Here is a 26,114-nt window from a genome sequence, read left to right on the forward strand (position 1 = left end):
CAAATAGACCAAAGCAGCCAATGTTCTAAACCAGAGCACAGGATTTCTTGGAAGAAAGAAAAATTAATTATGGAAAACAGGAACCTTGAAAATGAGCACGACTGAACAAGTACAAAGCACTGGTAAATACAGCACCAAGTGGCAGGAACGCTTCGACTTCTTTAACACCTACGGTGCGCCAAGCGACCCGCGCTACAAGGAAGCCTTCAAGGCGCTGCCTGGCTTCAAGAAAAAAATACTGATCAATGCAAACGTGATCGCATTTTTCTTCGGCCCTATCTACCTGTTCGTCCTGGGCCTCTGGAAGAAGAACCTGGCCCTGCTGGGTATTTTCCTGGCGATCAACATCGCCTTGAGCGTCATTTTCGCCATCATTGGGATGGAATTTCCGCGGCCGTTGAGCACGGGTCTGAGCATCGCCATGTCGATGATGTATGCGCTGATGACCAACTACGCGTACTACCTCAAGGAAGTGAAAGGCGAGCAAGGCTGGAACCCGTTCAAAGGCATGCGTCTCTGAATGCAGGCTTGGGTCTCAAGAGCCCGCGCCTCGTTATGAGTGTGCGGGCTCTTTGTTTCCGAGTCGTGGAAATTTGGGCAATTTTATTGCGCAGATAGCGCCTCCCAATTGTCTACCCCATGTCGCCTGGCGATACCAGGCCTTACATAGGGAACTCGACAATGGCAGATGACCTGAGCAACCGCGGGCCGCAGGACAGGAACCGCATCAACATTACCGAAGCTTGGGAGTTGAAGTACTGGGCGAATGAGTTCGGGGTGACTGAAGAAGTACTCAAGGCAGCGGTGAAGGCTGCTGGGCCGATGGTGGCCGATGTTCGCGAACAACTTAAAAAATGATGCATTGGCCCTACGGTGCTCCGTAGGGCATGCGTTGGCTACATATTGAGTCTGGTTAACACGAGTCACTTTAAACCAAAGGCTGATGCCCAACCATGCGCCAATCACCGGCGTGAGGATCAGCGTCAAGCCGCCTTCAAATCCAAGGGAATGCAGCAACCGCCGCTGCCAGTTGCGATGGCGGCTGGGTTGGCGGCGCTCCCACTCCTCGAACAGGCCGTTGAAAAGCATGTTCCAAGCCAGCGCAACGGCGGAAATCACCAGGGACAGCAGGGTTGAATAGCCCATTCCTTGTTCGTAGGTCAGCGCCAGCGTCGGGGCCACGAACAGCACACCACCAGCTTCATAGAGGATGGCCTGGTTGCGGACGCGGTTGCGCGGGGGGAGTTGATTGATTACCGGCCTGAGGTTCGTTTGGCGGGCGCGCGATATACGGTGGTGTGCGAACCGGGGCGGGAGCGGCAGGTGGAGGTGAGGGCTTTTAGTGAGTGGTTATTGGGGTGGAGTATTGGTTGCACCTGATGTTTCTGCCAATCCACCCCAGGCCGATTACTCAGGGCAAGCTCATTGGCGATCCTGTAGCCACTGCGCCCCCACATCTTGCGCAAGCGCCCCCGAGTTTCTAACCGCCCGCTCAATCGTATCGATCCGCAGGTACACGGCGCCTGTCGTAGCGGCGAGATCATGGGCGATAGTGGTTTTGCCGGTGCCGGGAAGACCGCTGAAAACAATGAGCATTCCATGTCCTTTGACCAATGAGCTAACCCAGTGCAGGCAGCGGTTTTCCAAGAAGGGGCCTTGCGGACTACCTCTCCTACAGAAAACCGAGACCGAACGAAACTCAATCGGTGGCCTTATCAACGGCCAAAGCAACCAACGCAAACGGCAACAGGGCGATGACGAACACAGTCATCCCGACGGCCCCGTAGGCATCGTGGATCTTATCGCCCAGGCTTCGTTTCAAGGGAGCGGCGACGGTGTCCACGGACACGATCAGGGCATAACGATAGGTTTGGGATTGATCATACCGGTCAACATTGCATTGCGTGGTGCTCAAGCTGACATAACGATCACCCATCACTGGCGTACGGTCTTCGTGACTGGCAAGGAGCTGCTTCAACTGTGCGACCTGTACCTCAAATTCAGCCTCACATTCAGGCTGACTGACAAAAGCACGACTCGCCTTCGTAATGAGATCTGGGCGAATCTGATGATCGAGCAAGACCTCGTAGGTATCGCCTTGCTCATCGACGCGCTTGTAAATCTTGGAGCCCGTGAGCGACTCGCCTCCGGTAGCGGAAAGCGCCTTGAACTCATCGCTGGAAAGCGGCTGACCCAAGGTATAACCGTAAATCTGGGGCGCTTTAAACGGTTCCTTTACAGCTTGTGAGGCGCACCCGGCAGATGACGCAATAATCGAAAGACTCAGTGCGGTACAGAGCGTCCTGTTCATGTCTCTTCCTTGAGTTGCGTGGGTGATCCGGGTTCCGGCGTGAAAGATTATCGGAAATAGACAGCGACCGCCGCTATTGAAGGCTTTTTTCATACGCGCTGGCGTAGAAAGCAGAAACCGCAAGAACGATCAAATGTTCTCCCCATGCATTTGATAACGTCGCTCCAGCATTCATGGAGATCGTCATGCTGAGTATCGAGAGGGCCCGGAGGTACATCGGATTGGAGCTGGGATCCCAAAGACCAGGTAGCGGCCATTCGTGTAGTTGTACGGCATTAACGGTCCTCATTCCGAATAGACATCGGAACACATGGTTTGCCCATTCAAACGGCCCATTCATGGCCCTTTTACACGACGCTATCAGATCACGGACGTCCCTTGTTTATGCTTCTCACGACCTGGATCGCCACGGTGGGAGAGCCCCTTCGAAGTGTGAAAAAGCTCGATGCACGAAACGGTTGAAACGAGCGGCATCGCGCCGCAGCCCTGCCTGTTGCCCCCCGATCAGGCACAGGTGGGCCACCTGCCCCATCACTTCTGCTTCGCCTGGCCTATGGGCCAAGCGACGACATGTCCGTATCGCGAAGTCCAATCGTCGTGTGTCTACACGCTGCTGAAACTCGGCCACCAACGGATCGTGCAGCGACCAGGCTCGGATGGAGACTTCCCGCCCAGGTTGTTTCTCAGCGGCAATATTCAAATAGCGTTTCAAGATTTCGCCCGCGCTACGACCCTGGGCCGCAAAAGCGAGCATGCGCTCCGTGTAGTCTTCTTCCCAAGCGGCCAGCAAGGTGCGGACAAAATCATCGCGATTGCGGAAATGGTGATAGAACGATCCGCGGGTCACATTCAAACGGCGCGATAGACTCTCGGCTGACACGCCAATATGCCCTGTCTGATCGAGGGCCTCGAAACCTGCCGCGATCCAATGGTGACGCGTTAGTTTTTCCATTCGTTATTTCACTCCCTATTTAGCACCATACAGACTGTGTATGGCGCGCAACCGATAGATACCCTGCGAACACCAGCAAAGATGGCCGTTGCGTTTTGCACGCCAGCACTTTTCATGGAGCTCGCCTTGAAGAAAATCGTCCTGGTTGCTTTCGACCAATTCACCGATATCGACCTATTCCTGATGTGGGACATCTTAGGCCGCAACACCGAGGACTGGCACGTCCGAATATTGGGTTCCAGCCCTGTCGTACGATCGGCGCATGGCCTGCCTGTTTCGGTGCACGGTCCGCTTTCCGAGGCCAATGGTGCCGACGCGGTATTGTTCGCCAGCGGCAAGGAAGGAATACCCGCCGCACTGGCCTCCCCGGATTTCCTACCGTCGTTTGAACTTGACCCGAAACGCCAGCGAATCGGCTCCATCTGCGCCGGCACTTTCATTCTCCAACGGCTTGGGCTGCTCAGCGGCCGAGCAACGACACACCCGGATGCACGATCGGGCTTGCAAGCCCTTGGGCTTGAGCCCGTGGACCAGCCTCTTGTATGCCAGGGCAACGTCGCAACCGCTGGCGGATGCCTTTCGGCGCTCTATCTGGTGGGATGGTTGGTTGAGTCCTGGTTCGATGCCGACAAGCGCCGCGCGACGCTGCTCCCTGTCCTGCCCGCCGGGCAGCAGGCGCTGTATGATGCGCTGATCGGGCTCAGTATCCGACAAGGAGAAGTGGCCGCCTCCCAACAAGAAACGCGACAAGGCATGTCATCTAATTGGTAGTTAGCACTCAGGAAGAGATCTCCGATGCCCCGAGAATTTGAGCTCATTATGTCCGTGCCCGTCCCCTCGAGGTCCGGCGTCACCCACCTTTACAAGTCGACGAACCTGGCGGACGCTTTTGCGATTCGCCTCCCTGCGGGCACATCCAGCGATCCAGAGGTGCTCGCCCGATTCATCCTTTCCCACCAGCCATCCTGGATCGGATGGCTCATGAAAGTCCGAGACACTGTCGTTGCCTGTTTTGGGCTCAAGACAGCCAGGCATTTGGCAACACTTGCTCATCGTATTCAAATCTTCAAGGTCTACAGCACCGACCAGACTGAAATCGTGCTGGGAGAGGACGACAAGCACCTCGACTTCCGCATATCGATCCTGTGCTCTGGAGAGGTAGAGCAGGAAGGTAGTCGCCAACTGGTTTTCTCAACCGTGGTCCAGTGTCACAACCGTCTGGGCCGGGCCTATATCTTCGTGATTGCGCCATTTCATCGCTTGGTTGTTAAGGCGAGCCTGCGCCGCGCAGCGCGCATTGGTTGGCCTTTGGCTGCCTGAGCCGCGACACCACAAACCCCGTGGCGAGGGAGCTTGCTCCCGCTGAGTGGCGAAGCCGCCCCCAAAAAGGGACGGCGAAAGACTAGGAACAGACCAGGGTTTTGAGCTAAGAAATTGGCAAAGGGGATTCATACGGCGCGAATGCCAGGATCATGTATCGGTCTTCGTAAAGCTCGCCCTGTACGTAGACTAAAGCGGCATCCAACTGCGGCCGCTTTATGTCGCATTTTCTTTAGGCTTGCCGATCGGAAGCCCTGAACTTTTGGGGTGGTAGAGCGATATGAATATGGCGAAGTTGGCCGGATCGAGCCGCTGCCGGCTCGTGATATGGCTGATCACACCCCATGTAACTCGGAAGTGTCTGACCTTTGCTAACCATGCAGACGGTAAAAACTTTAATTATCCGGTCTTAGTGCAAAAGGATGGGCTGCGAGTGCCAACTCGATATCAGCCCGAAATTCAGGATGGATTTCGACTCGAATAACCACTATCCGACTTGATCGATCAGACGCTGTGTGTTGCGGGTCGCCAGGGTGGGCCTGATTAGCGCGCTTGAGGACATTTTCAGAAATCTCCTACATCGAAGTTTTACAGCAGCGGCAAAAAAAACCGTCCCCTTTTCCCTTCCTCGTCGGCCATTGGTGTGCCCTCTCGCTCATTGATATGGGGTTGGGCAGACCATGGCGCTGGCACTTCAATCAGAACGCGGTTCGTCCCCCTGCACATCCCCCAATCTCACCTCGCGTATACCGCCGTCTGCAATGAACCGAACCACGACACCCTCTCCCTGCGTCAAGGCAAGAACATGATCGATCAACTCGCCTTGGCTGTCCGCTTGGCGGATCGGTTTGTAGCCATGGGATTTATAAAGTGTCCAACGGTCGTTCTCGAACTCGATCCTGTACACATCCACTGCCGAGCACTCCGATTGTGCGTTTTTCGGTAGATGCGCGACAGTGCTGGGGTGTTCCGGCCATGTGCTGAGCGGACTGCGCCGTAGATCCCTGATCTGACTGCGCCGAAAGTGGCACATCGAACACTCGATCAAATATCAACTGAAAACCCAGCGAATAAAAAAAGAAAAACACAAATAATCCAAGATTCGTCACCAGCGCCAACCACAGGCCGATACCCAACCAGGCTCCAATTACCGGCGTCAGAATCAGGGTCAAGCCGCCCTCGAACCCAAGGGAATGAAGCAGTCGGCGCCGCCAGTTGCGATGGCGGTTGGGTTGACGACGCTCCCACCATTCGAACAGGCCGTTGAAAAGCATGTTCCAGCCCAGCGCAACGGCGGAAATCACCAAGGACAGCAGGGTTGAATAGCCCATTCCCTGCTCATAGATAAGCGCGAGGGATGGCGCGACAAAAAGCACACCACCGGCCTCATAGAGCACGGCCTGAAGAATTTTGCGAGAGGCGCCTTGCATCGATTGTCTCCACGAATGGCGGAAGGGAACCACAGCCTGGCAAGTTGAGCGCCGGCCCACAATTGAGCTAAATTGAGCCTCGCTCAACCTGAGTAACTTCCCCGCCCATGTTCGCCAAACTGCCCCTTACCGCCTTGCGCGGCTTCGAATCCGCCGCACGGCTGGGCAGCTTCAAGGCGGCGGCCCAGGAACTGAACGTCAGCCCGGCGGCGATCTCCCATCAGGTCAAAAGCCTTGAAGCGTTTCTCGGCGTGCGACTGTTCGAGCGTTCCAGTCAAAATGTGCGGCTGAGCGCGGACGGCGAACGCCTCCAGCCCTACATGCACCGCGCGCTGCTCGATATCCAACATGGCCTGCAAACGCTATCGCCATCATGTACCGCACAATCGCTGGTGGTGAGCACAACGCCAGCGTTCGCCAGCCTGTGGCTGATACCTCGGCTCGGAGATTTTCATCGAAGACATCCTGAGATCGACCTCAGGCTGCACAGCAGCAACGACGTGATCGACCTGCGACGTGACGCCAGCATCGACCTGGCGATCCGCGCCCTCTTCACCTCGGATCCTCAACTGCTCGAGCAACCTCTACTGGAAGAATATTTCGGCGCGTATTGCCACCCCGACTGGCAACCACCCGCAGCGGGCTCGCCCATCGAACTGATTGACGTCCCCTGGCTGAGCAGCACAAACGTCACGGTGGACTGGGCTGCATGGTGCGCCAAGTCCGGCACCCTGGGTTGGCTGCAAAACGCGCGCCTGCGCCGCTATGACGAGGAACAGCACGCTCTGCAGGCAGCGGTCGCCGGGCATGGGCTGGTGCTTGCCAGTAATGTGCTGGTTGCGGAAGCGGTTGCACGCGGGCAACTGGTTGGTTATCAGCCCGAGATTCGCTTGGCGGGTGCGCGATATACGGTGGTGTGCGTACCGGGGCGGGAGCGGCAGGTTGAGGTGAGGGCTTTCAGTGAGTGGGTGTTGGGGCAGAATGTTGGTTGAGTCGGAACGCACGAAGAAAGGAGCTATTGGCGGGTAAAGCCTGAACCAATGGGCGAACGAGGTGTTTGAACGAGCGACTCACGCCTGACGATAAAACAAAGAAGCCCGGCATCACATCAGGCCTTCAATGGAGCACTCTACGGCTTTCCCCGATTCTTATACGATCAAGGGCGCGGTTTAACGCATCCAGAGCCTTTAACAGCGCCTGTGCTTCAGCTTCCCGGCCATCTCCCCACAGGCGCTCAGCCATCTTGTTGAGCGCCTGGATAGATCGCTCGATTTCGGCAGCGCTTGCTGTCGTTTTGTTATCTGGCTGTTTCTTTGGCATGTTCATGGACGCTTCTTTCAGGGTGGTTCGAGGCCTTTTGCGTTGCGGCCTATACCACCTGCTAGCCGAAAGCGCGCATAAGCATCGAAGAGCGCGCCACTCAAGCCCAGATGGCCGTCTCTGTGTTGATCTCGGCGACAGAAGTAGCATTAAACTGCCGCTGACGGTGAAGGTCATCGCGCATTTTAGAATAATCGAACTTCTTGTTCTCCAACTCTTTGAGCACAAGACTTGAAATTTTGTAGGTGCCGCAGTCACCGCAGTCGACAAGCTCTCCACTTTGATCCGCTTCGGACCGCTTCGCTTCCATCGCGCATAGATAGCACTTCATGACTGATCTCCTGTTCATTGATGTTTAGGAGATCGTCTCGTAATGGCGGAAGTTTCAACTGGCTGACCTTCGCTCAGTGACTACGCCATATCAATCGTCCACCTGTCAGATGATAAAAACCCGGCTCTGTGGCCGGGTTCCATGGAATCATCAGCATCCGCTGTAGCTTACTTCGCACCGCCGTTGCCACGATTCGTCTGGGCATCCTGGTCGGATCCGGGATTCCCAGGCGGCGGATTCCAATCCTCTGGCCTCTCGCCAGTGCCCTGCTTTGGCTCAGACTCAGCCTGATCAAGACCAGATCCATGTCCTTTGCCTGTATCAGGCGCTTCCTCACTTGGCCCTGGGTATGGCGCTTCCGGACCGTTATTGTCAATCACCATAATCTCTCTCCTGTCTGCAGCGCAGTTCTGCGCATACATTTGAGAGGGCTTGCTTGGGCAGGAAGTGCTATGTCTGCGACGAGTGGATGATTGAGGTGTTTATGGGACAACGCGCCAATGGAGCGCGTGTTCCGCGGCTTGAAAACGGAATGGATACCGACCACGGGTTACAGAACGGCTCAAGAAGCCCAGCGCGATATCAGACATTTTCTGATGCGTAGGTACAACTAGATTTGACCGCAATCATCAGCCGATTCAGCCCCTTCTACGGTGAAGGCAGATTAATCATCCGCGAGCACGCGAAAACCATTTGGTGGGAAAAGCGGGACATGGGCCGAGTTTATCTTCTAGCCGGCTCCTGATCCAACCAAGCGAATCCATTTGATGGAAACTCACAGCGCAGCGAAAGTAAATCTGTCCCCTTTTTCCCCTAAACGGCTGTATAGGGTAAAGCTCTCCCTGCTTGAAAAAGCAGCCCTAAACTCACTGACACAGCCTCTAAAATCCTATTCTTCTCAGCCTCAGAAAATATGCAACTCATATGCACCCCTATTTTATTGCATTAGAAAGATAGTTTTCTATGTGTGGCATTGCTTGTGCAGCTTCGTTTAGCTGATAAATATTCAATGTCAGCCGCCCTCCCCCAGCACGGAAACGGAAAGAGGGGAATTCTAGTACGCAATAACTTTTATTATTTGAAAAATCGATAGTGCTTAGTTCGGAAAAATTCATTTCGCTCATCTGATCAATTTTTGTCTCGCTGGGTCGACTGACGCTTTTTGACCTTAAACCGTGGCATTCAAATATTCTTTGTACGGCGCCACTCGTTGTCTTTTCCTCATACTTAAGGAGATGCAAAGCGTCGCGATTCGATGCGCCAGGAGGGGGTTGATTTAAATGAAAGCTAAATCCTGGATAATTATTAAGATTTACAATCACACTGTTTCTATGCGCCTGCGACTCGCTTTGGCCTGACTTCTTCAAGCAAGTCATCAAGTCGCTGCACCCATTATCATCTCCAAACGCAAGTAGCACTGTAAAATAACTAGGTTCTTCTGGCCTTATACTCACCTTGAGGCCATTTGGATATGCTTTCTCTCCATCCCATACGATTGCTCCTTCTAAATATTACAAGTAACACTTACCTTTATCTCGACCGAAAGCAGCATGCAAATTTCCAAGGGCATCCTTTCTAATGCTTAGTCCGGATTTGAGCGGCCATTCGTCAAGTCCTGCCAGTTCGTCGTAACAATTTTTTTCTTTTTTAATGTCGGCCGAATGAACACTGCTCACGGAAAAGAAACTGGCAGCTATTAATATTTTTATCAAAAAAATTCTGACATAAGAGAGCATGACTAAAACCTCGATTATAATTTTTTAAATACTAACGCGCGGAAGCTTTATAAAAAACGATAGTCAATCGCCTTTATCCGATGCACTACAGGACTAAGCAAAGCATATTTCCCAGCAGGCCGCCTTCTCATTTCTATAAGAATTTTTCGTCAAAATTAAATCTCGTTATAACTTGAGTTATTTGCTTCGGACAAAAGGGGTCGGATTTATTTTCTAGCCGTGCAGCCGTTGATCCAAGCTAATCGATTAATAGCGACTCGTAATGCAGCGAAGCTAAAATAAATCTGTAGTCTTTTCTGTCGTCCCCTTTCTGCCTTTTTCTGTGTCCCCTTTTCTCCAAACCTAACTGTCAAGCAGATCCCGATCCCAGAATGGCTCACCGCCAAACGTATCGACAAGAAAGTCGATGAATGCCCGCGCTCGCGCGGTTTGATTACGCATTGACGGATGCACCGCATACATTGCGATTGGTGGTCGCATATATTGCGCGAGCACAATAGAAAGCGCTCCGCGCCGTACCGCGTCATGGGCGATGAAGGTTGGAAGTACCGCTACGCCAAGCCCTGCGATGGCCGCTTCGCGAATGGCATCGCCGTTGGCGAAGTCGAGCCGGCTGGTCACTGATGGCACGACGTTGCCGGTGAATTTCCAATAGTGAGCGTCCTCGACATTAGAATAAGTCACGCCCGGAAAGCGCGACAATTCAACGGGACTTTGCGGTATCCCGAGGCGCTCTAGAAGTGCCGGACTGGCGACGCACACGTGCCGGATGGTAACGAGCCGCCGAGCCACGAGAGATGAGTCTGGAAGCCGCGCGATGCGGATCGCGAGATCGAAGCCGTTGCGTATCAGATCGACCGTTCGATCATCGGTGTCGATGGAGACCGAGACTGCGGGATGGCGGTTCAGAAACTGGCCTATTGCCGGTGCCAGGCAGTGCGCTGTGAATGAGACCGGAGCGGCGATACGGATACGCCCCCTCAACGCCTTGCTTGCGCTCGAAGCGGCTTCCTCTGCCTCTTCAAGCCCCGCAAGCAACTCGACGGCGCGATCATGAAAATCACGGCCCGCTTCCGTGAGCTGGACACGGCGCGTCGTCCGGTCAAATAGCCGCGCCCCAAGCCTGTCCTCGAGGTCCCGAACTCGGCGACTCACCGCCGACTTGACGATGCCGAGGCGTTCCGCGCCCGCAGCAAACCCGCCGGCTGAGACGACAGCAACAAACGCCCGCATATCTTCGAATCGGTCAGCCATTGGCGGATTGTGCGGGCCGCAGCATCAGGAATCAACTAATAGCCCGTTTATTGAATACTTCCCGATTGTGCTCCAAACGAGAACAGTCAATCCTTGGATTGGTAGTTTTTCGAGAACTGGAACTGGCGTACTTTTGCCGCAGTTCGATTTCTGCCGTCGCAAGGCACGTCGGGCAATTCACGATTCAGGGGGCTTCGTTGTTTGCCCTCGGTCAGACCGTTGCGTCCACTGCTAGCGCCATATTCCTAGGACTCTCATGCCACATCCGAACGTCGCCGCGAACACCACTTCTCGACTCGCCCAAGCGGGCGCTTTGGCGTACATCATCTGGGCTCTGCTACACGTCAATGCCGCTTGGTCCATCTATCAGCTCGGCCAATCCATGGCTGAAGGCATGCCTCGGGGGCGCGTGCTGCAGGACGCCTGGAATCTCTTCTGGCTTTCAATTATCGCGCTCATCGTCGCAATCGTCTTGAACTGGCGTAACGACGTTCGCGGGTGGTGGATCAACCTCTTGGTCATCAGCGTGGTCGATCTCGGTTTCATCTTTTACATGCTCTTTCCCGGCTATGTTTCGATGTGGCCCGGCCTGTCGGGCCCACTGTTCTGGGTTCTGGGGCTCGCACTGTCGAGCCTGGGGCTATACCGCCCGATGCGCCCCGCATAAAGCCTCGCTTTACCTGATCGCTACACCCTGAGCCGCACGGATCCAAACCACGACCCGCCCCTTAAAAAAGCTAAAGCACTCCAAGGCATTCGACATATGTATGTCGAGTTTGGACCGGCTTCGCCTAAAGAAAACAGGCATGAGCTGATCTTCCATTTCACCCAACAAGGATAGCTATCCATGACAAGCGAAACGATGCGTAATCCACATACCGACCATCTCATCACGCCTCAGAACTCAGCACTTCTGATCATTGATTATCAGCCGATTCAGGTCTCCTCCATCCGCTCGATGCCGCGCGAGGAACTGGTCTTTAACATCACCAGCCTTGCAAAAGCGGCGGTGAGTTATGGCGTTCCAGTCGTTCATACGACGGTGAATGTCTCGTCCGGCCTCAACAAACCACCGATTGAGCAATTGCAGGACGTCCTCGGTCACCTTCCGATCTACGACCGCACCACCGTGAATGCTTGGGAAGATGTCGAATTCAAACAGGCTGTTAAAGCGCTCGGACGTCGCAAACTTATCGTGACCGCGCTGTGGACAGAGGTGTGCTTGGCGTTCCCTGCGCTTGATGCGCTTCTGGAAGGCTACGAAGTATATGTCCCCGTGGACGCAGTGGGCGGTACCTCGGTGGCGGCCCACGAGGCTGGGCTCCGTCGTATTGAGCAAGCCGGCGGCAAGATGACCAGCCGCGTCCAGTTGTACTGCGAGTTCCAGCGCGATTGGGCTCGTAAGGAAACCGTCCCGGGCTTCATGGAAGTTTTCCAAAGTTATGACGGGTTCAACCCGGAGAAACCCGTCGCAAAAGGCGCCAACTAAGACCGGCCTCACCTTCGGGTGGACAGTAGCGGCGGCTCGAGCAGCCGCCGCTACCCTGTGTCGAGGAAATCCAAGAGCCAGTCCTCCATCGCCCCGTCCCCCCAACGTACTGCAAACAATAGTTAAAAACGGAGAACGCACATGACCATGTCTGAGACCAATTTGTCACCTGACGCTTCGACTGCTAACGCTGTGGCGGCACCGTCCACTAGCGAAGCGAAGGCTGCTGCTGCGCTATCGGTAGTCATGGAATTTCTGGCCAATACCGCGCCCGATAAGGTTGAAGCCGCTGCAGCGAAGCTGGCAGCTCCGGACGCAACTTACGTTTCTCTCAACTTCGACAATCCAGAATTAAAAAAAATCATGCCCTGGACCGGAACTAACAAGGGCCCGAAAGCCTTTAGTTCCTTATTCATGCAGGTATCGGATTATTGGAAGATTGAAGACTTCACCATCAGCACTAAAATGGCATCCGGTGAGGATGTTGCAGTTTTCGGCAAGTTCACCTACCGATCCGTGGCAGTGGGACACGTATTCACATCACCGTTTTCCATCCATGCCAAGGTACGTGACGGCAAGATGATTTATTTCCAGTTTATGGAAGATACCTATGCATCGGCGAGTTCGTTCAGACAGTCGGGTTCGTGGATGGTAAAGATATCAGCGGATTCAGCCCCTTTTACGGTGAAGGCAGATTAATCATCCGCGAGCACGCGAAAACCATTTGGTGGGAAAAGAGGGACATGGGCCGAGTTCACCTTCTAGCCGGCTCCTGATCCAACCAAGCGAATCCATTTGACGGAACTCACAGCGCAGCGAAAGTAAATCTGTCCCCTTTTTCGTCTTTTTTCCTAGGGGGATTCGGCAGCCGGCTGAGCTCGTCAGTTTTTGCAAACCACCTGCGGAGGCGCTGCAGGCTCCAACTTTCGGGGAATCACAATTGAGGTTCCAGGCAAAGTGGTAACTTCGAGAACCGCTAACACGCAGAGAAGCGCTTGCTCGCCATCTTTGTTTGGCCTGGTGCCCACCCCAACCAAAGCCTCGTAATCCTTCCCTGGCTCCAGCTTATAAACGAGTGCCTGGCCACCGCAGGACCAGTAAGTGCTGCCATTGCCACCTATGGTCGCGCCCAGGGTCGCAAGTTGAAATGGAAGGTCAGTCCTGACGCGATACTCGGCTACGACCTCTTTGTATGCCCCTTCGCCCATCCGAATGGCAGGGATGTACTGGGCAAGAGTAGGCGAAACTCGTTTCGGCATGCCAATGCTTGCCGAATTAAGAGGGTACTGCGGATAGTTGATGTTCGCCGTCCCGTCACGCCCGAAACGTCCGGCTTGAGCCATCTTGTGCCGGGTAGCAGGAGCACAACTGCCAACGATGCTATCGCCGTACACATCGGAGTTGGTGATGACACGAATACGCGCAATTGCCTCGGATTGAGCAGGCTCTTCGTATGGAACTGAAGGAATTCCAGAACAACCCGCAAGTCCGACACCAAAAAGCGTTACGAGAGTGACAACTCGCATGACCATATCCCTATGTATTCGAAGTTCGCTGATTGGAAACAAAACAAACCCAGCCGCAACAGACAACAAAAAAGGGCCCACCTTTCGGTGAGCCCTTCTAGACCGCCCAGCAGAGCGGATTTTGTTTGGTAGGCGCGATTGGACTCGAACCAACGACCCCCACCATGTCAAGGTCTGCTAGGAGCAAGCTCCCAGCCCTGGTGCTCTTGGATTTCACAGAACGCCCATTCACATTATGAGGCGTCAAAAATGGCCAATATACGCTTACTTCCGTCCGGCAACTGGAACGCTCAGGTACGGGTAAAGGGTAAATCTGCGCAGTCAAAAACCTTCACTACCAAAGCCGAAGCTCAGTCATGGGCCAATCAGCTTGAAGCCGTGACGATGGATCCCAAGCACCACACCATCTACACGCTAGGCATGACCTATTGCGAAACCATGCTCAAGGGGAAAGGTAGCTACGACCACGCGCTGAAAATCGTCGAACACCTAGGTAGGCACTTCACTCAGCCCATTCACGAAATCACGCCGCAGATGATCAACGACTTCAAGATCATGCGATTGAGGAAGGTCAAGCCTTCCACGTGCAGAACTCAGCTCGCATTCATGTCGCGGTTCTACCGGTTTGCCAAACGCGGCCTGCTGATCGACATTCATAATCCTGTGAGTGATATCGCACTTCCAAAGCCAGACCGGTCTTCGGACAAGGTGATCAGGGCAAGTGAGCTTGAGCGTTTGCTGGAAAAGCTCTCTCCCACCATGAAACTCATCGTAGAACTAGCATACGAAACTGCGATGCGACGCTCTGAAATCCTGAAGCTAACGAAAGACTGCCTGCACCTCAGTGATCGCATTGCAGATGTGATCGACGGAAAGAACGGCACACGGTCTGTCCCCCTCACCCGCCGCGCTGTTGAAATTCTCCACCTCGCCCAACTTTGGGCCACTGTGGGACGTCACCCTAACGGTCAAGTGTTCACCGTCACACCGCACGCCGTAACTCAGGCTGTGCGCTTAGCACGCGTAAAGGCAGGTTTAGATAGTAGCGTCAGGCTGCATCAACTCAGGCACACCAGAATCACGAACGTCGCGAAAAAGGGATTCAACAACGCCCAGATCATGATCGTATCAGGGCATAGAGATACACGATCCGTAGCGCGCTACTCCCACCTGAATGTCAGGGACGTACTGCACCTAATCGACTGATCAAACCGGGCGGGCAGCCATGATGAATTGGGGTTGGCTGCCTCTCCCCATCTAAATGGTTCAGTTGGTATCGGATCAAAATGGGCATCACCGATCCCAAGAAAACATTCCACTGCTTCCGCCACACAATGATCGATGACCTGCGGGACGTCGGCGTACAGGACTCACTAATCAAGCGTATAGCCGGTCACGAAGACTCTGCCGTAACATTCGGTGTGTACGGAAGCCGTATTCCTATCAAAGCAATAGTCGAAGCACTGAGACATCTTTCGTTACCCAACTCTTCAATTTTGACTTTGAAGAATAAAGTTGAAAAAAGTGTCAAAATCAGTTGTGACAGATATTGACAAATGAGAATAATTCGTGTTATCATGTTCTTATCGTGGAGTTGAACGACTTCAGCCGTTTCCAGTGTAAGCCATTCACTGTCGGTAACTCATTTACTTCTGCCCTCCTTCTTTAGTAAGTGAGTGTCGAGGTCGATCCTTCACTACTAAATTCCCAGAGCCATTCCTCATAGGTCTGGCTTTTGCTTTGTCCGTCCTGGACATTTCGTAAACACTTTCAACTACAATAACTATCGAGGTAGATTCCTATGACTACACGACTCTGTCGTGCGTGCAATATTCCATTAATTAACAAACGCAGTCACTGCACCACCTGTTCAAGTAAATGCAGGAACGTGGCATGGAGACAATCTAAGGTTACGATGATTCCAGAACGAATCATGTTCAGCATTACTAACCATGCACTTGTTACCACAGCTGCTGATGCTGCTGGCGTATCATTCAACAAGTTTGTGGTTGATCGTGCAGTGCAAAGCGAATGTGCACAATGATCATCAAGTTGAACGACGAGGCCGTTGAGCAACTGCAATTAATCATGTCGATGACAGGTCGCACCAACTACAAACACACTCTCCAGACTATGATCAGTCAAGTTCTGGACAATCTCAGAAAAGCTGACTAGAAGAAAACAGTAACAACAAACATATAACAGCACAACACACCCATTCAATCCTAAAGACTTTAACCAGAAGTAGAGGATCACTATCGACAAGGAATAGAAATTGAACAAATACATTGTACTCTACCGTGGTTCCAACCTGATTATCAATGTCACCAATCAAACTGAGAACCCAACTGACACCGCAACACACCGATACATTCTCGCCAACGCCAAGTCGCTTCAACACCTGCTTTCAATGTCACGTCAATGTCAGACACTCATCGACATTGGTGACCTAATGTTACGTTCTGGATTCATTGCAGACCAAGTGAGCAATGGTAAGACTAGTAAGGTTAAACCAGTAACCACTCGCTACGTCAATGAACGTGAATCAGCTGTACCAACTGACCGTGAGTCAACTATACGGCACTGGATAGAATGTAATCCAAATGCCGACCATCACGACCTGTCGGAAGTATTCTTCACCGGTACATTGGTAGCCAAGGCTTATCTAAGCAGATACCGATAGATACCGGTAGAAGCTCCTGCAACGCGATTACAGAGGCGGTACTGTGTACCCTGGCTACCCTATGCCATGTCGTTTTGGCGCCTCTACAAGCCACGGTTTATAAGGGCTGGATTTACCAAATAAGTCATACCTCACCACTTCCAATACAACAAACCAATAAGGAAAACCAAGTGAAAGAATTCAATACAATTACCACACCAATGTTAGAGCGTCTGCTCGCTGTTGCTCAAATCAAGCATTGTCTGTATGTCCAGCAATCGGCGGTTACTACAGGTGACAAACAAGAATATCGAAGGGCTACAGATAGCATTGACAAACTTACAACAGAGTACGGTGTTGAAGTATTGCGTCAAGCGCAGGACGAACTTCTATGAGTGCTAATCCAGATTACTTCATGACTGGATTTACCAGAGCACTTGCAAGACGTGAGAAAGAACAAGCAAAGCAACAAGAAATACAATCAGTTCAGGGAAAAATACAACAACAACTTCTGACGATGGCTGACTTGAAGGCTCAAATTGCTATATTCCAAAATGCTGACAATTCAATCACCACGACCAAGAGCACCAAAGCCACCAACACTGACAAGCTCAGTGCTGACGAAGAACGTTACCGCACAACCCTCATCACCAACATGATTCAACTCATCCACAGAAAAAGGAAGCCAGTATAATGACCAACAAGACAAACGACCGTATTACAATCCAAGGCGTACCACCAAAGTACAACGAGCAAGAACTAAGCCAACATATTACTGCTCGCCATGCGGAATACCATTCTTCCCAAGAGAGTCATACGCATGTGTTCGCTGAGTTTTTATATGACATGATTGTCAAGGTAATCGAGTTAACCGCTGAAGGCTATTCCCTAAGCAAGCAATACCCTATTACCAGTACAAACTTGCAACACCACTGCTTTATGCGTAAACCAGACCACTTGATACAAGAAGACCTTGCAATCATCGACGCTCAAACAAAACAGTCATACGTTGCTTGGTTGGAATCTGAACGTGATCGTTACAAGCAACGACTTACTGCGCAGTTGATCCAAACCGCTCAAGATAAAGAGCGTAAGCGTGAAGAAGCTAAACAAGCCAAACTTCTTGCCGACATTCAAGCAGAAGTTGACGCTACTTTTGCGGAACTTGTTATTCCTGATTAAGTGATGCGGGTGGAGCACCTTTCATTCAGAAAATTGATTTTTATTTAGAGAACTAATTTTTTGTTTAGAGAACACAAAGGTGCTTGACGCCATTTTTAGAGAATGGTTCCATTCGACGGCGGCGGAGAACTGAGAGTGGTTTTTTCCGTCTGCCACTCACCAAAACTCATCTGGCAGCTACCGAGAGGAATGCCTATGACTTGAATTTGAAAAAGGGAGAACAATCCATGAGCAATGCAACAGAGCAACACGCTATCGAGCTACGTCAAGCAGGAATGTCCATCGAAAAGATTGTGCAGAAAACTGGCCTGACAGATTATAAAGTCAAGAGCCTGACCAGAGGAATTGCGAAGGTTAAGTCGATCAATACCCCATTCGATAAATCAGTAGAACGTGTGTATCAGCTGGCTATAAGGTCGCATGGCATTCGTGACTACGAGTTACGCGACATCTTGCACCAGGAGTATGGCAGTACTTGGGACAGCACTACAGGCCGGTATGTCAGCAACTATGACAGCAACGTCATCAAGCGTGTCCGAGAAAAGGTGCGACTCGGTGCGGCACAGGAAGATTGCAATGCCCTGTTCGTGATGGATTGGGTTGATGAGGAAGCACCGACTGCGGGTCGGGAATTTCTGGAAGCCGCTGCCGCCGATCTGATGAGCCGAATTGAAATTTGCACGCACCAGTTTATGGAGCTTCACGCCACACGCTGGAGAGAAGACAGCGAAGAGGCTGACGTTGCCCAACGCAAACAATTGTATGCAGCGAAACGTCATTTGCTGAAACTGGCAGTGAAGGGTTATGGCGGGGAACCGCTGGATATGCTGCTGGAACGCTCTGTAGCGCTCACCGACGCACTTGAAGGGACATCTGATGCGCCTGTACTGCGATCACATGCAAATGCGTCTGGTGGTCATCGTTCCAATGCAAACAGTCTGAAGTATTACCCGGAGCCGTCACGCACTGATCCGTTCCTAGACTTCGTTACATCTCAAGGCTGGTTGGAAAAAGTTGAGGGGAGGCTTGTGTAACCCGCCAGCGACGAATCGCTGGTCCGCGACCACCATACCTTAGAGCCAGCGAGGCGAGTGGTATGGCGAAGCACTGCGGTCGTCCCGTCAGGATTGATCGCAATTTTAATTATGGTCGGATAAGAGAGAAGCGAAGCGAACGACTGTTAAAGCGAAGCTTTGAATAGAATATTCTGTGATAGTAACCACAGGCAAGGTGTTAGAGACAAGAAAGAAGAGAGGGGCAAGACCCCTCTAATTAAAAAGCATGATCTTGTAGAACAACTCTTCTGTCGTTACGACAGTAATAACCTATCCTGTATTCACAGAAGGAGATCACAAGCTGGTGGGCTTCGCTTATCCACCTCTGTAAAAGCATTCACCTTCGGCTCACTGGCGGACATCTCTTTTGTATTAGAGTTGACAAACTCTAGAAGTAACTTCCTGAATGACAATCTCCTGTGTGCCTCACACAGAATACAACAGGTGAACATTCAGGAACGTATCAGGATCACCACTACACCATCAAACCTGAATTTGCGCGCCTACCTGACCTACAGGCCGCATTCCATATAGGGGTGTGGGCGTATTGAGTTAAGCGCGTCTAGCTTTATCTCCAATTCCCTCACAGATGGAATGCAATTCGATTGAAATCTGCAAGGAAAACAGGAATAAACCCAGCGAAGGGTGTTCGCCCATCATAAACCGCCTGTGACCTCCGCTACACGGCGTTGGCGTCAGCCATGACCGGTCTATCGATTTTACCTCAGATGCCACTACACGCCACCACCCATGAGCTGAGCTACGATCTATACATCACCTTCAAGGATGACAGCCATGCCAGACAACCACGCAAACATTGCCATCGCTGACGCTCTGACAATGTTGCTGCACAACCAGCACGCTTTAGCTGCTGCAATCGAAGAAGTTTCTTTGTGGACAAAGTCAACCGGTTCACCCGAAGCGCATGAAAATGTGATGGCGTCGCTGGAAACAATCGACAGAAATGCTAGCGCCATCACCGCCGCTATCAACCGGATAAGGCAAGTCTAAGATGTATTCATAGGGTTTAATCCATGACCACTAATCGGTGAATACAGAAAAGCGTAGTCATAGGGTTGCTTTCAGTCTGATACACAGGCAAATTGTGAACCTCTAGACCCAATGACTACAGAGGCACACAAAATGGTTGACGTTGCGTACATCCGGGTTTCATCGGCTGACCAGCACACCGCGCGTCAACTTGACGGCCTGACCTTTGCCAAGACATTCACAGACAAAGTGAGCGGAGCCACAACAGACCGTCCCCAGCTGCAACAAATGATCGAGTTTGTGCGTGAGGGGGACTGCATCCATGTTCATTCCATTGACCGTCTCGCTCGCTCCCTGAGTGACTTGATGAAATTGGTAGAAGAGATTAATGCCAAGAAGGTTGCAATCAGGTTCCACAAGGAGAATATGTTGTTCACTGGTGACGAGCAGGACGCATCACAAAACTTGTTGTTCCAGATCATGGGTTCTGTTGCAGAATTTGAACGCTCTATGATTAGGGAGCGTCAACGGGAAGGTATCGCTATCGCCAAGGCCAAAGGGGTTTACAAGGGACGCACCAAGGCGGTATCCAATGAAGATATCCGTGCTTTCATCGCTAGTGGTAAGAGCTACAGAGCCGCAGCTGAGTCTCTTGGTGTATCACTGTCGTCTGTACAGCGTGCGATGAAGGAATAGGTCAAGGCTCGGAGTTCTCACCAATGACTGTAAAGCAAAGCGCACTGTTGAACGTCTTGGGCTCCCCTTTTCACAATGCTCTGTGAGCGACGATAAAGCCTGAATGCGTGAGTGACACCGGTACTCAGCTAAAGCCCCGCATAGGCGATTCTACGCACACTCACAACCATTCACCTGCTGCTACACCCACTCAGGGATTCCTAGAATGTTGGACGGCGGATGGTCTGCCAGAACGGGTCCAGGTTAAACCCAGTGGAGCTATTTCTGGTCTTTGAGCAGGGATTCTAAACCCTCAAACATTCGGATTCGATTTAAATCGAGATTCCGAAATAGGGGGCTGATCACTGCACGAGATAAGATCCGTCACATGTAAAATAGTCTTGTGTTCGAGCACTTTAATTTACTGCACTGCACTGCGCAGTGTCACAAACTGAAAAAAGGGGGAAATTAGTGACTGACAAGGAAATGGTTCATCATTACACAACTGAAAATCACCACCTGCCGCTGATCCTTGCATCAAAGGCTTTGCTCCCAAGCAATGCAGGTGCCGAGAATGAACCTCCGTTATTATGGTTCTCTAAGGCTCAGCGTTGGGAAAGAACTGCAACTAAGATGGTGCATAGTGATCACGGTCTACGCTTACTGACCTTTTCTGAGCAACTAGCTAAATTTGGTTGTGTCCGCTTTTCTCTTGCTAGTGATGATCCGCGCCTGATGAACTGGGTTAGCGCTTGCAAGTACGCCGGAATCACCAGCACAGCCCGCCGAAAACTGGAGATTGTGGGCAAGAGACGGGGAGGCTCACCAGTCGATTGGTTTGCAATCTCAGGGTGCATTCAACTTACTGAGTTGAAACTACAGCGATATGATGGTTCCCAATGGGTTGACTGTCCGTTGCTTTAGATGATACCAATCATTACAAAGGCCACAGATGTGGCCTTCGCATATCTTTATGTTCAGCAGAGACTCGTCACTTACTTAATAACGAGAAAACAATAATACCCAAAAAAACTGTAAGCAGACTGCTGCGAGCTACCCACAGCTTTACCGTTTCCCTGTTCATAGGCTCTACTACGGGACGGACATTAAGCCCATTTTCATTCGCAATGCTCTCCACTTCTGAGCCGCAATGCTTGCACCTCACAGCAGCACAGCGAATTGTTTCTGCACAAATCGGACATGCTCGACCATCACTGTAGCTACCGACGATTCCCGTTTGACGCTTTCCGCCGATAGCCATAACTACCCCCACGAGTAGCATCAAGCCGCCTGTAAGAATGTAGTTTTGCCGATCAGCCATAAGTCCAATATTGTTGACTCGCCTTGCTCCAGCCGATACCGAGACATCCATAGCCAACGCACCGACAATGCAAAGCACTCCTACTACAAGCAAAAAATAACCAAAGTTCCGCATAGCGATTTCCTTCAGAATTTAACCGTTACTCAGAGAATTTCTTCGTTTCTGGCCGCACAGGTGAAACAAGTGTTCAGAGCGCACAGAATCACGGATAGCCGGCACCGGCCCATACCCGTACCTTCAGAGATTATCCCAAATTCAGATATCTGAAAAGCAGATATAGCTTACATGGCTGCCCTCCCGAGCCGGCCAACCATGTCCAAGACCATTTATCGACACGAATACGACGTGCTACTGACGCTGATCAAGAAGCATAGGAAGGAATCCGGACTAACTCAGGTCGCCTGCTCAACGGCACTCGGGCGTCCACAATCCTTCATGAGCGATGTGGAGACCGGATCAAGACGCTTGGATGTTGTGCAACTTCGGGACCTATGCAACGTACTGGGAATCGATCTGCTAGCCTTGATTACGGAGTTTGAAAGTTGTCTTTCGGACGACACCTAGACAACAAGGAAGGCATTTTAATTGGTGAGGTTTTTCTTATATCTCTAGTCAGCTCTATAGCAAACCAGTATACATTTAGCCAAAAATGTGCGTTGGTATGTATTGTTAAGGTGCTGCATCATACTTCAGATCAGCGTTAGCGCCGTCTATGTAAGCACTTTTGAGCAACTGGTCTATAAGACCATAAGGTAGCAACAGGCCGTGCACGTCCAACTATCATCTTGCCCCGCAAAGCTACACCTCCTGTTTGTCGTGGTCCGACCAGCCGGTATGGAGAGCACAGCAATTCAGCTTTTGATACTCATTTGGCAAAGTCATCAAAGCTTTGGAGATAGTTCCGCACCCTCAAGTATGCTGGCTATGTTATCTCGAAGCCGCAGCGGTGTGGAAAGCTCTCAACCTGAGGGTAAAAACTAGCGAGGGGCTTCTCAGCCAATCCACTTAACCGTACAGGACCCTCGCTCTTAGCCAGTATCATTCGAAATAAAACTAACAAAAATCAAAAACCATCAAGATTTTATATAATCAATTAGCGACCGAATTCTACCGTCAGCAAAATTATCCGTCAGAAACCTAAAAACACTATCCTGATACTCTGAGGTTATCACATAAAATTTATCAACGTTTTTTTCAATCTGGACTTCGATCAAACCATACTTAACCAGTAAATTGAAATTTCGCTTTCCTAGCTTTTCTACGCGATCGGAAAAAGTCATGTAAATCATTTTTTGGTCTACGAATGACGATCCTTTGTAGAAACTCCTCAAAAACCTTTTAAGCTCTGTCTCACAAAGCGCTTTATTACTCTTTGCAGAACCAGTGATAAAAGCTACAGTTTCATTCAAATCGCCGAGCTTGCATGTACTATCAAACATTTCCGGATCGAAACTTTCAGACGTATAAGTACCGCCGGTACTGGAGAACTCACTATAATAGAATTTTGAATTCGTAAATTTCGAGGTTACAAAATTTTCATAGCTGAAAAATCCGCTATTCCAAATTTGAATATTCGAGAAATCTAGTGAGGGGAAATCACCATAAATAAACAGACTCTCTAGTTTACCAGCCACCTCTAAGTCCGGAGCAACTTGATATATATCCCTAACCTTTCTAGACAAATCTTTCCTAGAAAACTGGCCACTTTTAGCGTACAAACTTAATAAAGAACCTATGGCTTTCTTGATAGATTCTATTTCTTTTGGCTCTACTTCCTTTCGAGCCAGAACGCTACGTGCCGTCCTTATCATCTCTTTTGCTGCGTTGTGGAACTCATCCATTCTACGGCCAAAATAATTGACGACCTCAGAAACAGATAGATGATCGGCTGATTTCGAGCTAGCTAGACACTGGATCATGTCCTTACTGAAAGACGCCCTCAATATTCCCGCAATAACGTACAAAGATTTAAAGTAATCATTTAGAAATTGATATCTAAATCTGAGAATGTCGCCCTCTTGTACAAGCAAAGGGTTCACCACAACTTTTGAAAATAATGTATCAGCACTATCATCAAAGTAAATCATCAGTTTTTCACGAAGCTTCTCGACCGGCATGGCTTCACCATACTCAACAGCAAGCTCCGAAAATAGGTCAATGAACTCCTTGGTTTCCAGTTCAATATCATGGCGTGTTTTCTCTCTCCTCAAAACTGAAAATATCATTAAGTCAGTTAAAGTAGAGTTACAAGCATAATCCTTATCTTCTGAGGATATTTCAAACGACACCCTCTCACGGTTTTCCAATTGCTCTTCAAAAATCGTGGAAATAATATCAATGAAAAATGGAACGATGCGCTTATGCCGATCTCCAAATTTTTCCATTTGTTGAATATATTTATTAAACATCTCAGCTACTTCTTCGGCCTTATGATATCGACCAAATCGCTTTCTAATGTATTTATCTCTTGAGCTTTCATCAAACCCCAACAATTCGTGGCAATGAATACCCACTTCATCCAGAGCAATACTCTCGATAAACGCCATATTTCGAGAGGTTAGTAAAACCTGGCTTCTGCCCATCTGCTGGTGTGAATCATGGATTGATGCCAAAAATGCCGACAAATCGAATCGTTCCTGCAGAATAGATACAAATTCATCAAGACCGTCGATGACAATAATTATTCTTCCGCAGAGCAAACATAACTCAAACTGGTTGCGATCGTACACAGCCTCCATTTTTCCAATCTGCGTATAAAGCTCGTAAAGATCATAGACACTTTTAATCTCAATATTGGACAGCAATTCTATAGAAAGGTTATTTCGCAGCGACTCAGCCTTAATGAGAATTACCGAACTACCCCCCGCCAATTTCTTGTTGAGAGCAATTGCCACCTCGTGACATAAAGTACTTTTTCCCATCCCTCCAGTGGCGATGACTAATTGCCCTGAAGATGCGCTCTCCGAAGAGAGCTTTTCCACCAAATATGTTATTGCAGAGTCACTTTTTACCACTTCACCAGAAGCGTCTTTCATATGCATGATAGTCTGGTCAGTGTAAAATTTATTGGCCCTAACTGGAGAAGAAGTTCTCAAGCTTTCATCTATACAGTACTCCCACACGAATTCGGAGTACGTCAACTCTGCTACTTTTATATCCAGATTATTTTTCTGAATCGTGCGTTGAACAAGTGACTCGTCCCCTTTCGAGGGGCGCAGCAACACCAACTCCTTAATTTTTATGTTTTTCTCTTTGACAATCTCACAGAACCGTCCAATTGTCTGACCGATTGTGATATTTGGATATAATATTAAGAAAAAAGAACTGAAAGGATTTTTAGCTTCCCATAGCTCGAACTTCACCCTATTCCCAACTGAAAAATCTGTTCCAGCGGCCGAATCAATAATGGCCGTTCTTTTAGAATAATTTAGCTTTAAGATATCTTCCGCACGAGTAAACGTATAATTCTGAGCACCTTGCTCGATTGACTTATTCTTTTCTGGCCTTGGGGTCTTCGATGTCTTCGTCAGAGACTTCAGAAGAAAACTAAGGCTTTTTTGATACAAATCATCATCATGAAAGTCAATCCTTATTTTACCTTTTAGATAAAATGGCGTGCTGAATTTTTCTCGAGAAACAACCAAGATTTTGCTCGGCCCGCCACCTTCGGACTCCTCCCAATGCCTGATAGTCGTAAGATGAGTTTCTATACCCACACCACCTGTACGATTATCTGCTTTCTGACGATAGATTTCGGTTGTTACAACTATGATTATATCCGCTTCTTGGACAGCCTTTTCCATAAATAGGTTTTTATCAGAAAAGTTATCAAGGTCGAACATATCAAAAGTGACATGCAACTCTTGGAATTGGTCTAAATCATTTGCTAATTTCTGCACCCAAGCGCGATGATCTTCGCCGTCCCAACTGTAAGAAATAAATACATTTATGGGCTTCATATTTTTATATCGGTCCCTGACTGGGTGCGAGATTTCGCCACATGCGAGGCGTCCAATAGCTATCGTTACACACATAGGGGGCTTGATGCCATAGTGACATGACATCAACGCGATCCGCCTCTATTCACTAATAGGAGCAAGCCTTTGATTCATATGCATACCAGACACAGCGGATTACTAAATACTGGATATACATCCATAAAGGAATGTCTAGTGATGCCCTAGGATGCGCTGGATTGGTTCAGCATCGAAGAAATTCCTCTGCCAACATCCGAGAAATCGGAGGATTTAGGGTAGGAAATGCTGGCGAAAGAAACGAGTTTGGACTCAAAACGGAAGACAGGCAGAAGGTGTTTTGGTAGTGCTTGGGACCGTGGCGAAAATTGAGTGAGATTCAAAACCCCGCCGAAGCGGGGATTTGCATCACGTCAAGACTTTAAAAAATATTACTGCCGCCATTCTGTCGGTCTCTGCTCTCCCGGCATTACCAACGCCTCATAATTAGAGATTCCCGCAGCACGTGCCGCAGCCGCTACGGTCGCCTTTGTGTAACTGACCGCGCTGTCTATCGTAGTAGCCGGATTGAACCACGCAGTCCACA

General features: G+C 50.3%; 27 protein-coding genes and 4 pseudogenes. 19 read left to right on the forward strand and 12 right to left on the reverse strand.

What is annotated here, in order from left to right; all coding sequences use genetic code 11:
- The first annotated feature begins 91 nt into the window (after window positions 1-91).
- Complete coding sequence (locus DOCECA_RS13170; RefSeq protein ID WP_420765766.1) at window positions 92-520, forward strand: DUF2628 domain-containing protein; 429 nt, start codon at window positions 92-94, stop codon at window positions 518-520.
- A gap of 83 nt (window positions 521-603) precedes the next feature.
- Here the strand turns inward: DOCECA_RS13170 and DOCECA_RS13175 are convergent, their stop codons facing one another.
- The 4 genes and pseudogenes from DOCECA_RS13175 to DOCECA_RS13190 all read right to left on the reverse strand — a co-directional run bounded on the left by DOCECA_RS13175 (window position 604) and on the right by DOCECA_RS13190 (window position 3,263).
- Window positions 604-1,191 carry a PACE efflux transporter gene (locus tag DOCECA_RS13175; RefSeq protein WP_445570627.1) on the reverse strand — a complete coding sequence of 196 codons (588 nt, stop codon included), beginning with the start codon at window positions 1,189-1,191 and terminating at the stop codon, window positions 604-606.
- A 215-nt stretch (window positions 1,192-1,406) separates the two neighbouring features.
- Window positions 1,407-1,596 (reverse strand): annotated as a pseudogene (locus tag DOCECA_RS13180) (AAA family ATPase); the annotation flags it as partial.
- A gap of 103 nt (window positions 1,597-1,699) precedes the next feature.
- Window positions 1,700-2,311, reverse strand: a complete 612-nt coding sequence (locus DOCECA_RS13185; protein ID WP_434648282.1) for a hypothetical protein — start codon at window positions 2,309-2,311, stop codon at window positions 1,700-1,702.
- Window positions 2,312-2,702: 391 nt separating this feature from the next.
- Window positions 2,703-3,263: a TetR/AcrR family transcriptional regulator gene (locus tag DOCECA_RS13190; RefSeq protein WP_445570628.1), complete on the reverse strand. Its 561-nt coding sequence runs from the start codon at window positions 3,261-3,263 to the stop codon at window positions 2,703-2,705.
- Between the two features lie 126 nt (window positions 3,264-3,389).
- Here DOCECA_RS13190 and DOCECA_RS13195 point away from each other — a divergent pair, with 126 nt between their 5' ends.
- The gene (locus DOCECA_RS13195) at window positions 3,390-4,034 is read left to right on the forward strand and encodes a DJ-1/PfpI family protein (protein WP_445570629.1); all 645 of its coding nucleotides are present in this window, start codon (window positions 3,390-3,392) and stop codon (window positions 4,032-4,034) included.
- 24 nt (window positions 4,035-4,058) lie between these two features.
- Window positions 4,059-4,583 (forward strand): DUF2867 domain-containing protein, encoded by a 525-nt coding sequence (locus DOCECA_RS13200; protein WP_186707503.1) that lies wholly within the window; start codon window positions 4,059-4,061, stop codon window positions 4,581-4,583.
- A 1,013-nt stretch (window positions 4,584-5,596) separates the two neighbouring features.
- Here DOCECA_RS13200 and DOCECA_RS13205 read toward each other — a convergent pair.
- A pseudogene (locus DOCECA_RS13205) lies at window positions 5,597-6,013 on the reverse strand (PACE efflux transporter); the annotation flags it as partial.
- Between the two features lie 107 nt (window positions 6,014-6,120).
- Between DOCECA_RS13205 and DOCECA_RS13210 the strand changes: the two are divergent.
- Window positions 6,121-7,005, forward strand: a complete 885-nt coding sequence (locus DOCECA_RS13210; RefSeq protein ID WP_434559735.1) for a LysR substrate-binding domain-containing protein — start codon at window positions 6,121-6,123, stop codon at window positions 7,003-7,005.
- Between the two features lie 124 nt (window positions 7,006-7,129).
- Here DOCECA_RS13210 and DOCECA_RS13215 read toward each other — a convergent pair whose 3' ends face one another.
- Both DOCECA_RS13215 and DOCECA_RS13220 read right to left on the reverse strand, forming a co-directional pair.
- Window positions 7,130-7,333, reverse strand: a complete 204-nt coding sequence (locus tag DOCECA_RS13215) for a hypothetical protein (RefSeq protein WP_420765924.1) — start codon at window positions 7,331-7,333, stop codon at window positions 7,130-7,132.
- Between the two features lie 100 nt (window positions 7,334-7,433).
- A complete protein-coding gene (locus DOCECA_RS13220; protein ID WP_420765760.1) occupies window positions 7,434-7,664 on the reverse strand; it encodes a hypothetical protein in 231 nt (76 codons plus the stop codon).
- 485 nt (window positions 7,665-8,149) lie between these two features.
- Here DOCECA_RS13220 and DOCECA_RS13225 point away from each other — a divergent pair.
- A pseudogene (locus DOCECA_RS13225) lies at window positions 8,150-8,275 on the forward strand (IS3 family transposase); the annotation flags it as partial.
- Window positions 8,276-8,596: 321 nt separating this feature from the next.
- On the opposite strand, the gene DOCECA_RS13230 reads toward DOCECA_RS13225, so the two are convergent.
- Both DOCECA_RS13230 and DOCECA_RS13235 read right to left on the reverse strand, forming a co-directional pair.
- Window positions 8,597-9,031, reverse strand: a complete 435-nt coding sequence (locus DOCECA_RS13230) for a hypothetical protein (protein ID WP_445570630.1) — start codon at window positions 9,029-9,031, stop codon at window positions 8,597-8,599.
- A gap of 711 nt (window positions 9,032-9,742) precedes the next feature.
- Window positions 9,743-10,654 carry a LysR family transcriptional regulator gene (locus tag DOCECA_RS13235; RefSeq protein WP_434648296.1) on the reverse strand — a complete coding sequence of 304 codons (912 nt, stop codon included), beginning with the start codon at window positions 10,652-10,654 and terminating at the stop codon, window positions 9,743-9,745.
- 256 nt (window positions 10,655-10,910) lie between these two features.
- Here DOCECA_RS13235 and DOCECA_RS13240 point away from each other — a divergent pair, with 256 nt between their 5' ends.
- From DOCECA_RS13240 to DOCECA_RS13250, 3 genes are all read left to right on the forward strand, one after another.
- Window positions 10,911-11,321: a hypothetical protein gene (locus tag DOCECA_RS13240; RefSeq protein ID WP_434648299.1), complete on the forward strand. Its 411-nt coding sequence runs from the start codon at window positions 10,911-10,913 to the stop codon at window positions 11,319-11,321.
- A gap of 180 nt (window positions 11,322-11,501) precedes the next feature.
- Entirely contained in the window at window positions 11,502-12,143 is a 642-nt protein-coding gene (locus DOCECA_RS13245; RefSeq protein ID WP_434559751.1) for a hydrolase, read from the forward strand.
- Between the two features lie 141 nt (window positions 12,144-12,284).
- A complete protein-coding gene (locus DOCECA_RS13250; protein WP_434648302.1) occupies window positions 12,285-12,842 on the forward strand; it encodes a nuclear transport factor 2 family protein in 558 nt (185 codons plus the stop codon).
- 182 nt (window positions 12,843-13,024) lie between these two features.
- Here DOCECA_RS13250 and DOCECA_RS13255 read toward each other — a convergent pair whose 3' ends face one another.
- Entirely contained in the window at window positions 13,025-13,669 is a 645-nt protein-coding gene (locus tag DOCECA_RS13255; RefSeq protein ID WP_445570631.1) for a hypothetical protein, read from the reverse strand.
- Between the two features lie 249 nt (window positions 13,670-13,918).
- Here DOCECA_RS13255 and DOCECA_RS13260 point away from each other — a divergent pair, with 249 nt between their 5' ends.
- The 10 genes and pseudogenes from DOCECA_RS13260 (at window position 13,919) to DOCECA_RS13305 (ending at window position 21,157) form a co-directional block, all read left to right on the forward strand.
- Window positions 13,919-14,875, forward strand: coding sequence for a tyrosine-type recombinase/integrase (locus DOCECA_RS13260; RefSeq protein WP_445570632.1), 957 nt, complete (start codon window positions 13,919-13,921; stop codon window positions 14,873-14,875).
- Between the two features lie 44 nt (window positions 14,876-14,919).
- Window positions 14,920-15,222, forward strand: a pseudogene (locus DOCECA_RS13265) (hypothetical protein); the annotation flags it as partial.
- Window positions 15,223-15,944: 722 nt separating this feature from the next.
- Window positions 15,945-16,352, forward strand: a complete 408-nt coding sequence (locus DOCECA_RS13270; protein ID WP_445570633.1) for a hypothetical protein — start codon at window positions 15,945-15,947, stop codon at window positions 16,350-16,352.
- A 170-nt stretch (window positions 16,353-16,522) separates the two neighbouring features.
- Entirely contained in the window at window positions 16,523-16,726 is a 204-nt protein-coding gene (locus DOCECA_RS13275) for a hypothetical protein (RefSeq protein ID WP_445570634.1), read from the forward strand.
- Window positions 16,723-17,025, forward strand: a complete 303-nt coding sequence (locus DOCECA_RS13280; protein ID WP_445570635.1) for a hypothetical protein — start codon at window positions 16,723-16,725, stop codon at window positions 17,023-17,025. Before DOCECA_RS13275 ends, DOCECA_RS13280 begins: the two co-directional genes overlap by 4 nt.
- Entirely contained in the window at window positions 17,025-17,513 is a 489-nt protein-coding gene (locus DOCECA_RS13285) for a hypothetical protein (RefSeq protein WP_445570636.1), read from the forward strand. The genes DOCECA_RS13280 and DOCECA_RS13285 overlap by 1 nt, the downstream gene beginning before the upstream one ends.
- A 227-nt stretch (window positions 17,514-17,740) precedes the next feature.
- Window positions 17,741-18,547 (forward strand): hypothetical protein, encoded by an 807-nt coding sequence (locus tag DOCECA_RS13290; protein ID WP_445570637.1) that lies wholly within the window; start codon window positions 17,741-17,743, stop codon window positions 18,545-18,547.
- Window positions 18,548-19,363: 816 nt separating this feature from the next.
- Window positions 19,364-19,579: a hypothetical protein gene (locus DOCECA_RS13295; protein WP_445570638.1), complete on the forward strand. Its 216-nt coding sequence runs from the start codon at window positions 19,364-19,366 to the stop codon at window positions 19,577-19,579.
- A 132-nt stretch (window positions 19,580-19,711) separates the two neighbouring features.
- On the forward strand, window positions 19,712-20,254 hold the full coding sequence (locus DOCECA_RS13300) for a recombinase family protein (RefSeq protein ID WP_445570639.1): 543 nt from the start codon (window positions 19,712-19,714) through the stop codon (window positions 20,252-20,254).
- Between the two features lie 450 nt (window positions 20,255-20,704).
- Window positions 20,705-21,157, forward strand: a complete 453-nt coding sequence (locus DOCECA_RS13305; protein WP_445570640.1) for a hypothetical protein — start codon at window positions 20,705-20,707, stop codon at window positions 21,155-21,157.
- Between the two features lie 67 nt (window positions 21,158-21,224).
- Here the strand turns inward: DOCECA_RS13305 and DOCECA_RS13310 are convergent, their stop codons facing one another.
- Window positions 21,225-21,668 (reverse strand): zinc ribbon domain-containing protein, encoded by a 444-nt coding sequence (locus DOCECA_RS13310; protein ID WP_445570641.1) that lies wholly within the window; start codon window positions 21,666-21,668, stop codon window positions 21,225-21,227.
- Between the two features lie 198 nt (window positions 21,669-21,866).
- Here DOCECA_RS13310 and DOCECA_RS13315 point away from each other — a divergent pair, with 198 nt between their 5' ends.
- Complete coding sequence (locus DOCECA_RS13315) at window positions 21,867-22,118, forward strand: helix-turn-helix domain-containing protein (RefSeq protein ID WP_445570642.1); 252 nt, start codon at window positions 21,867-21,869, stop codon at window positions 22,116-22,118.
- Between the two features lie 509 nt (window positions 22,119-22,627).
- On the opposite strand, the gene DOCECA_RS13320 is transcribed toward DOCECA_RS13315, so the two are convergent.
- Window positions 22,628-25,513, reverse strand: coding sequence for an SEFIR domain-containing protein (locus tag DOCECA_RS13320; RefSeq protein WP_445570643.1), 2,886 nt, complete (start codon window positions 25,511-25,513; stop codon window positions 22,628-22,630).
- Between the last annotated feature and the right edge of the window lie 601 nt (window positions 25,514-26,114).

This window comes from Pseudomonas sp. E102 (genome assembly GCF_052660185.1).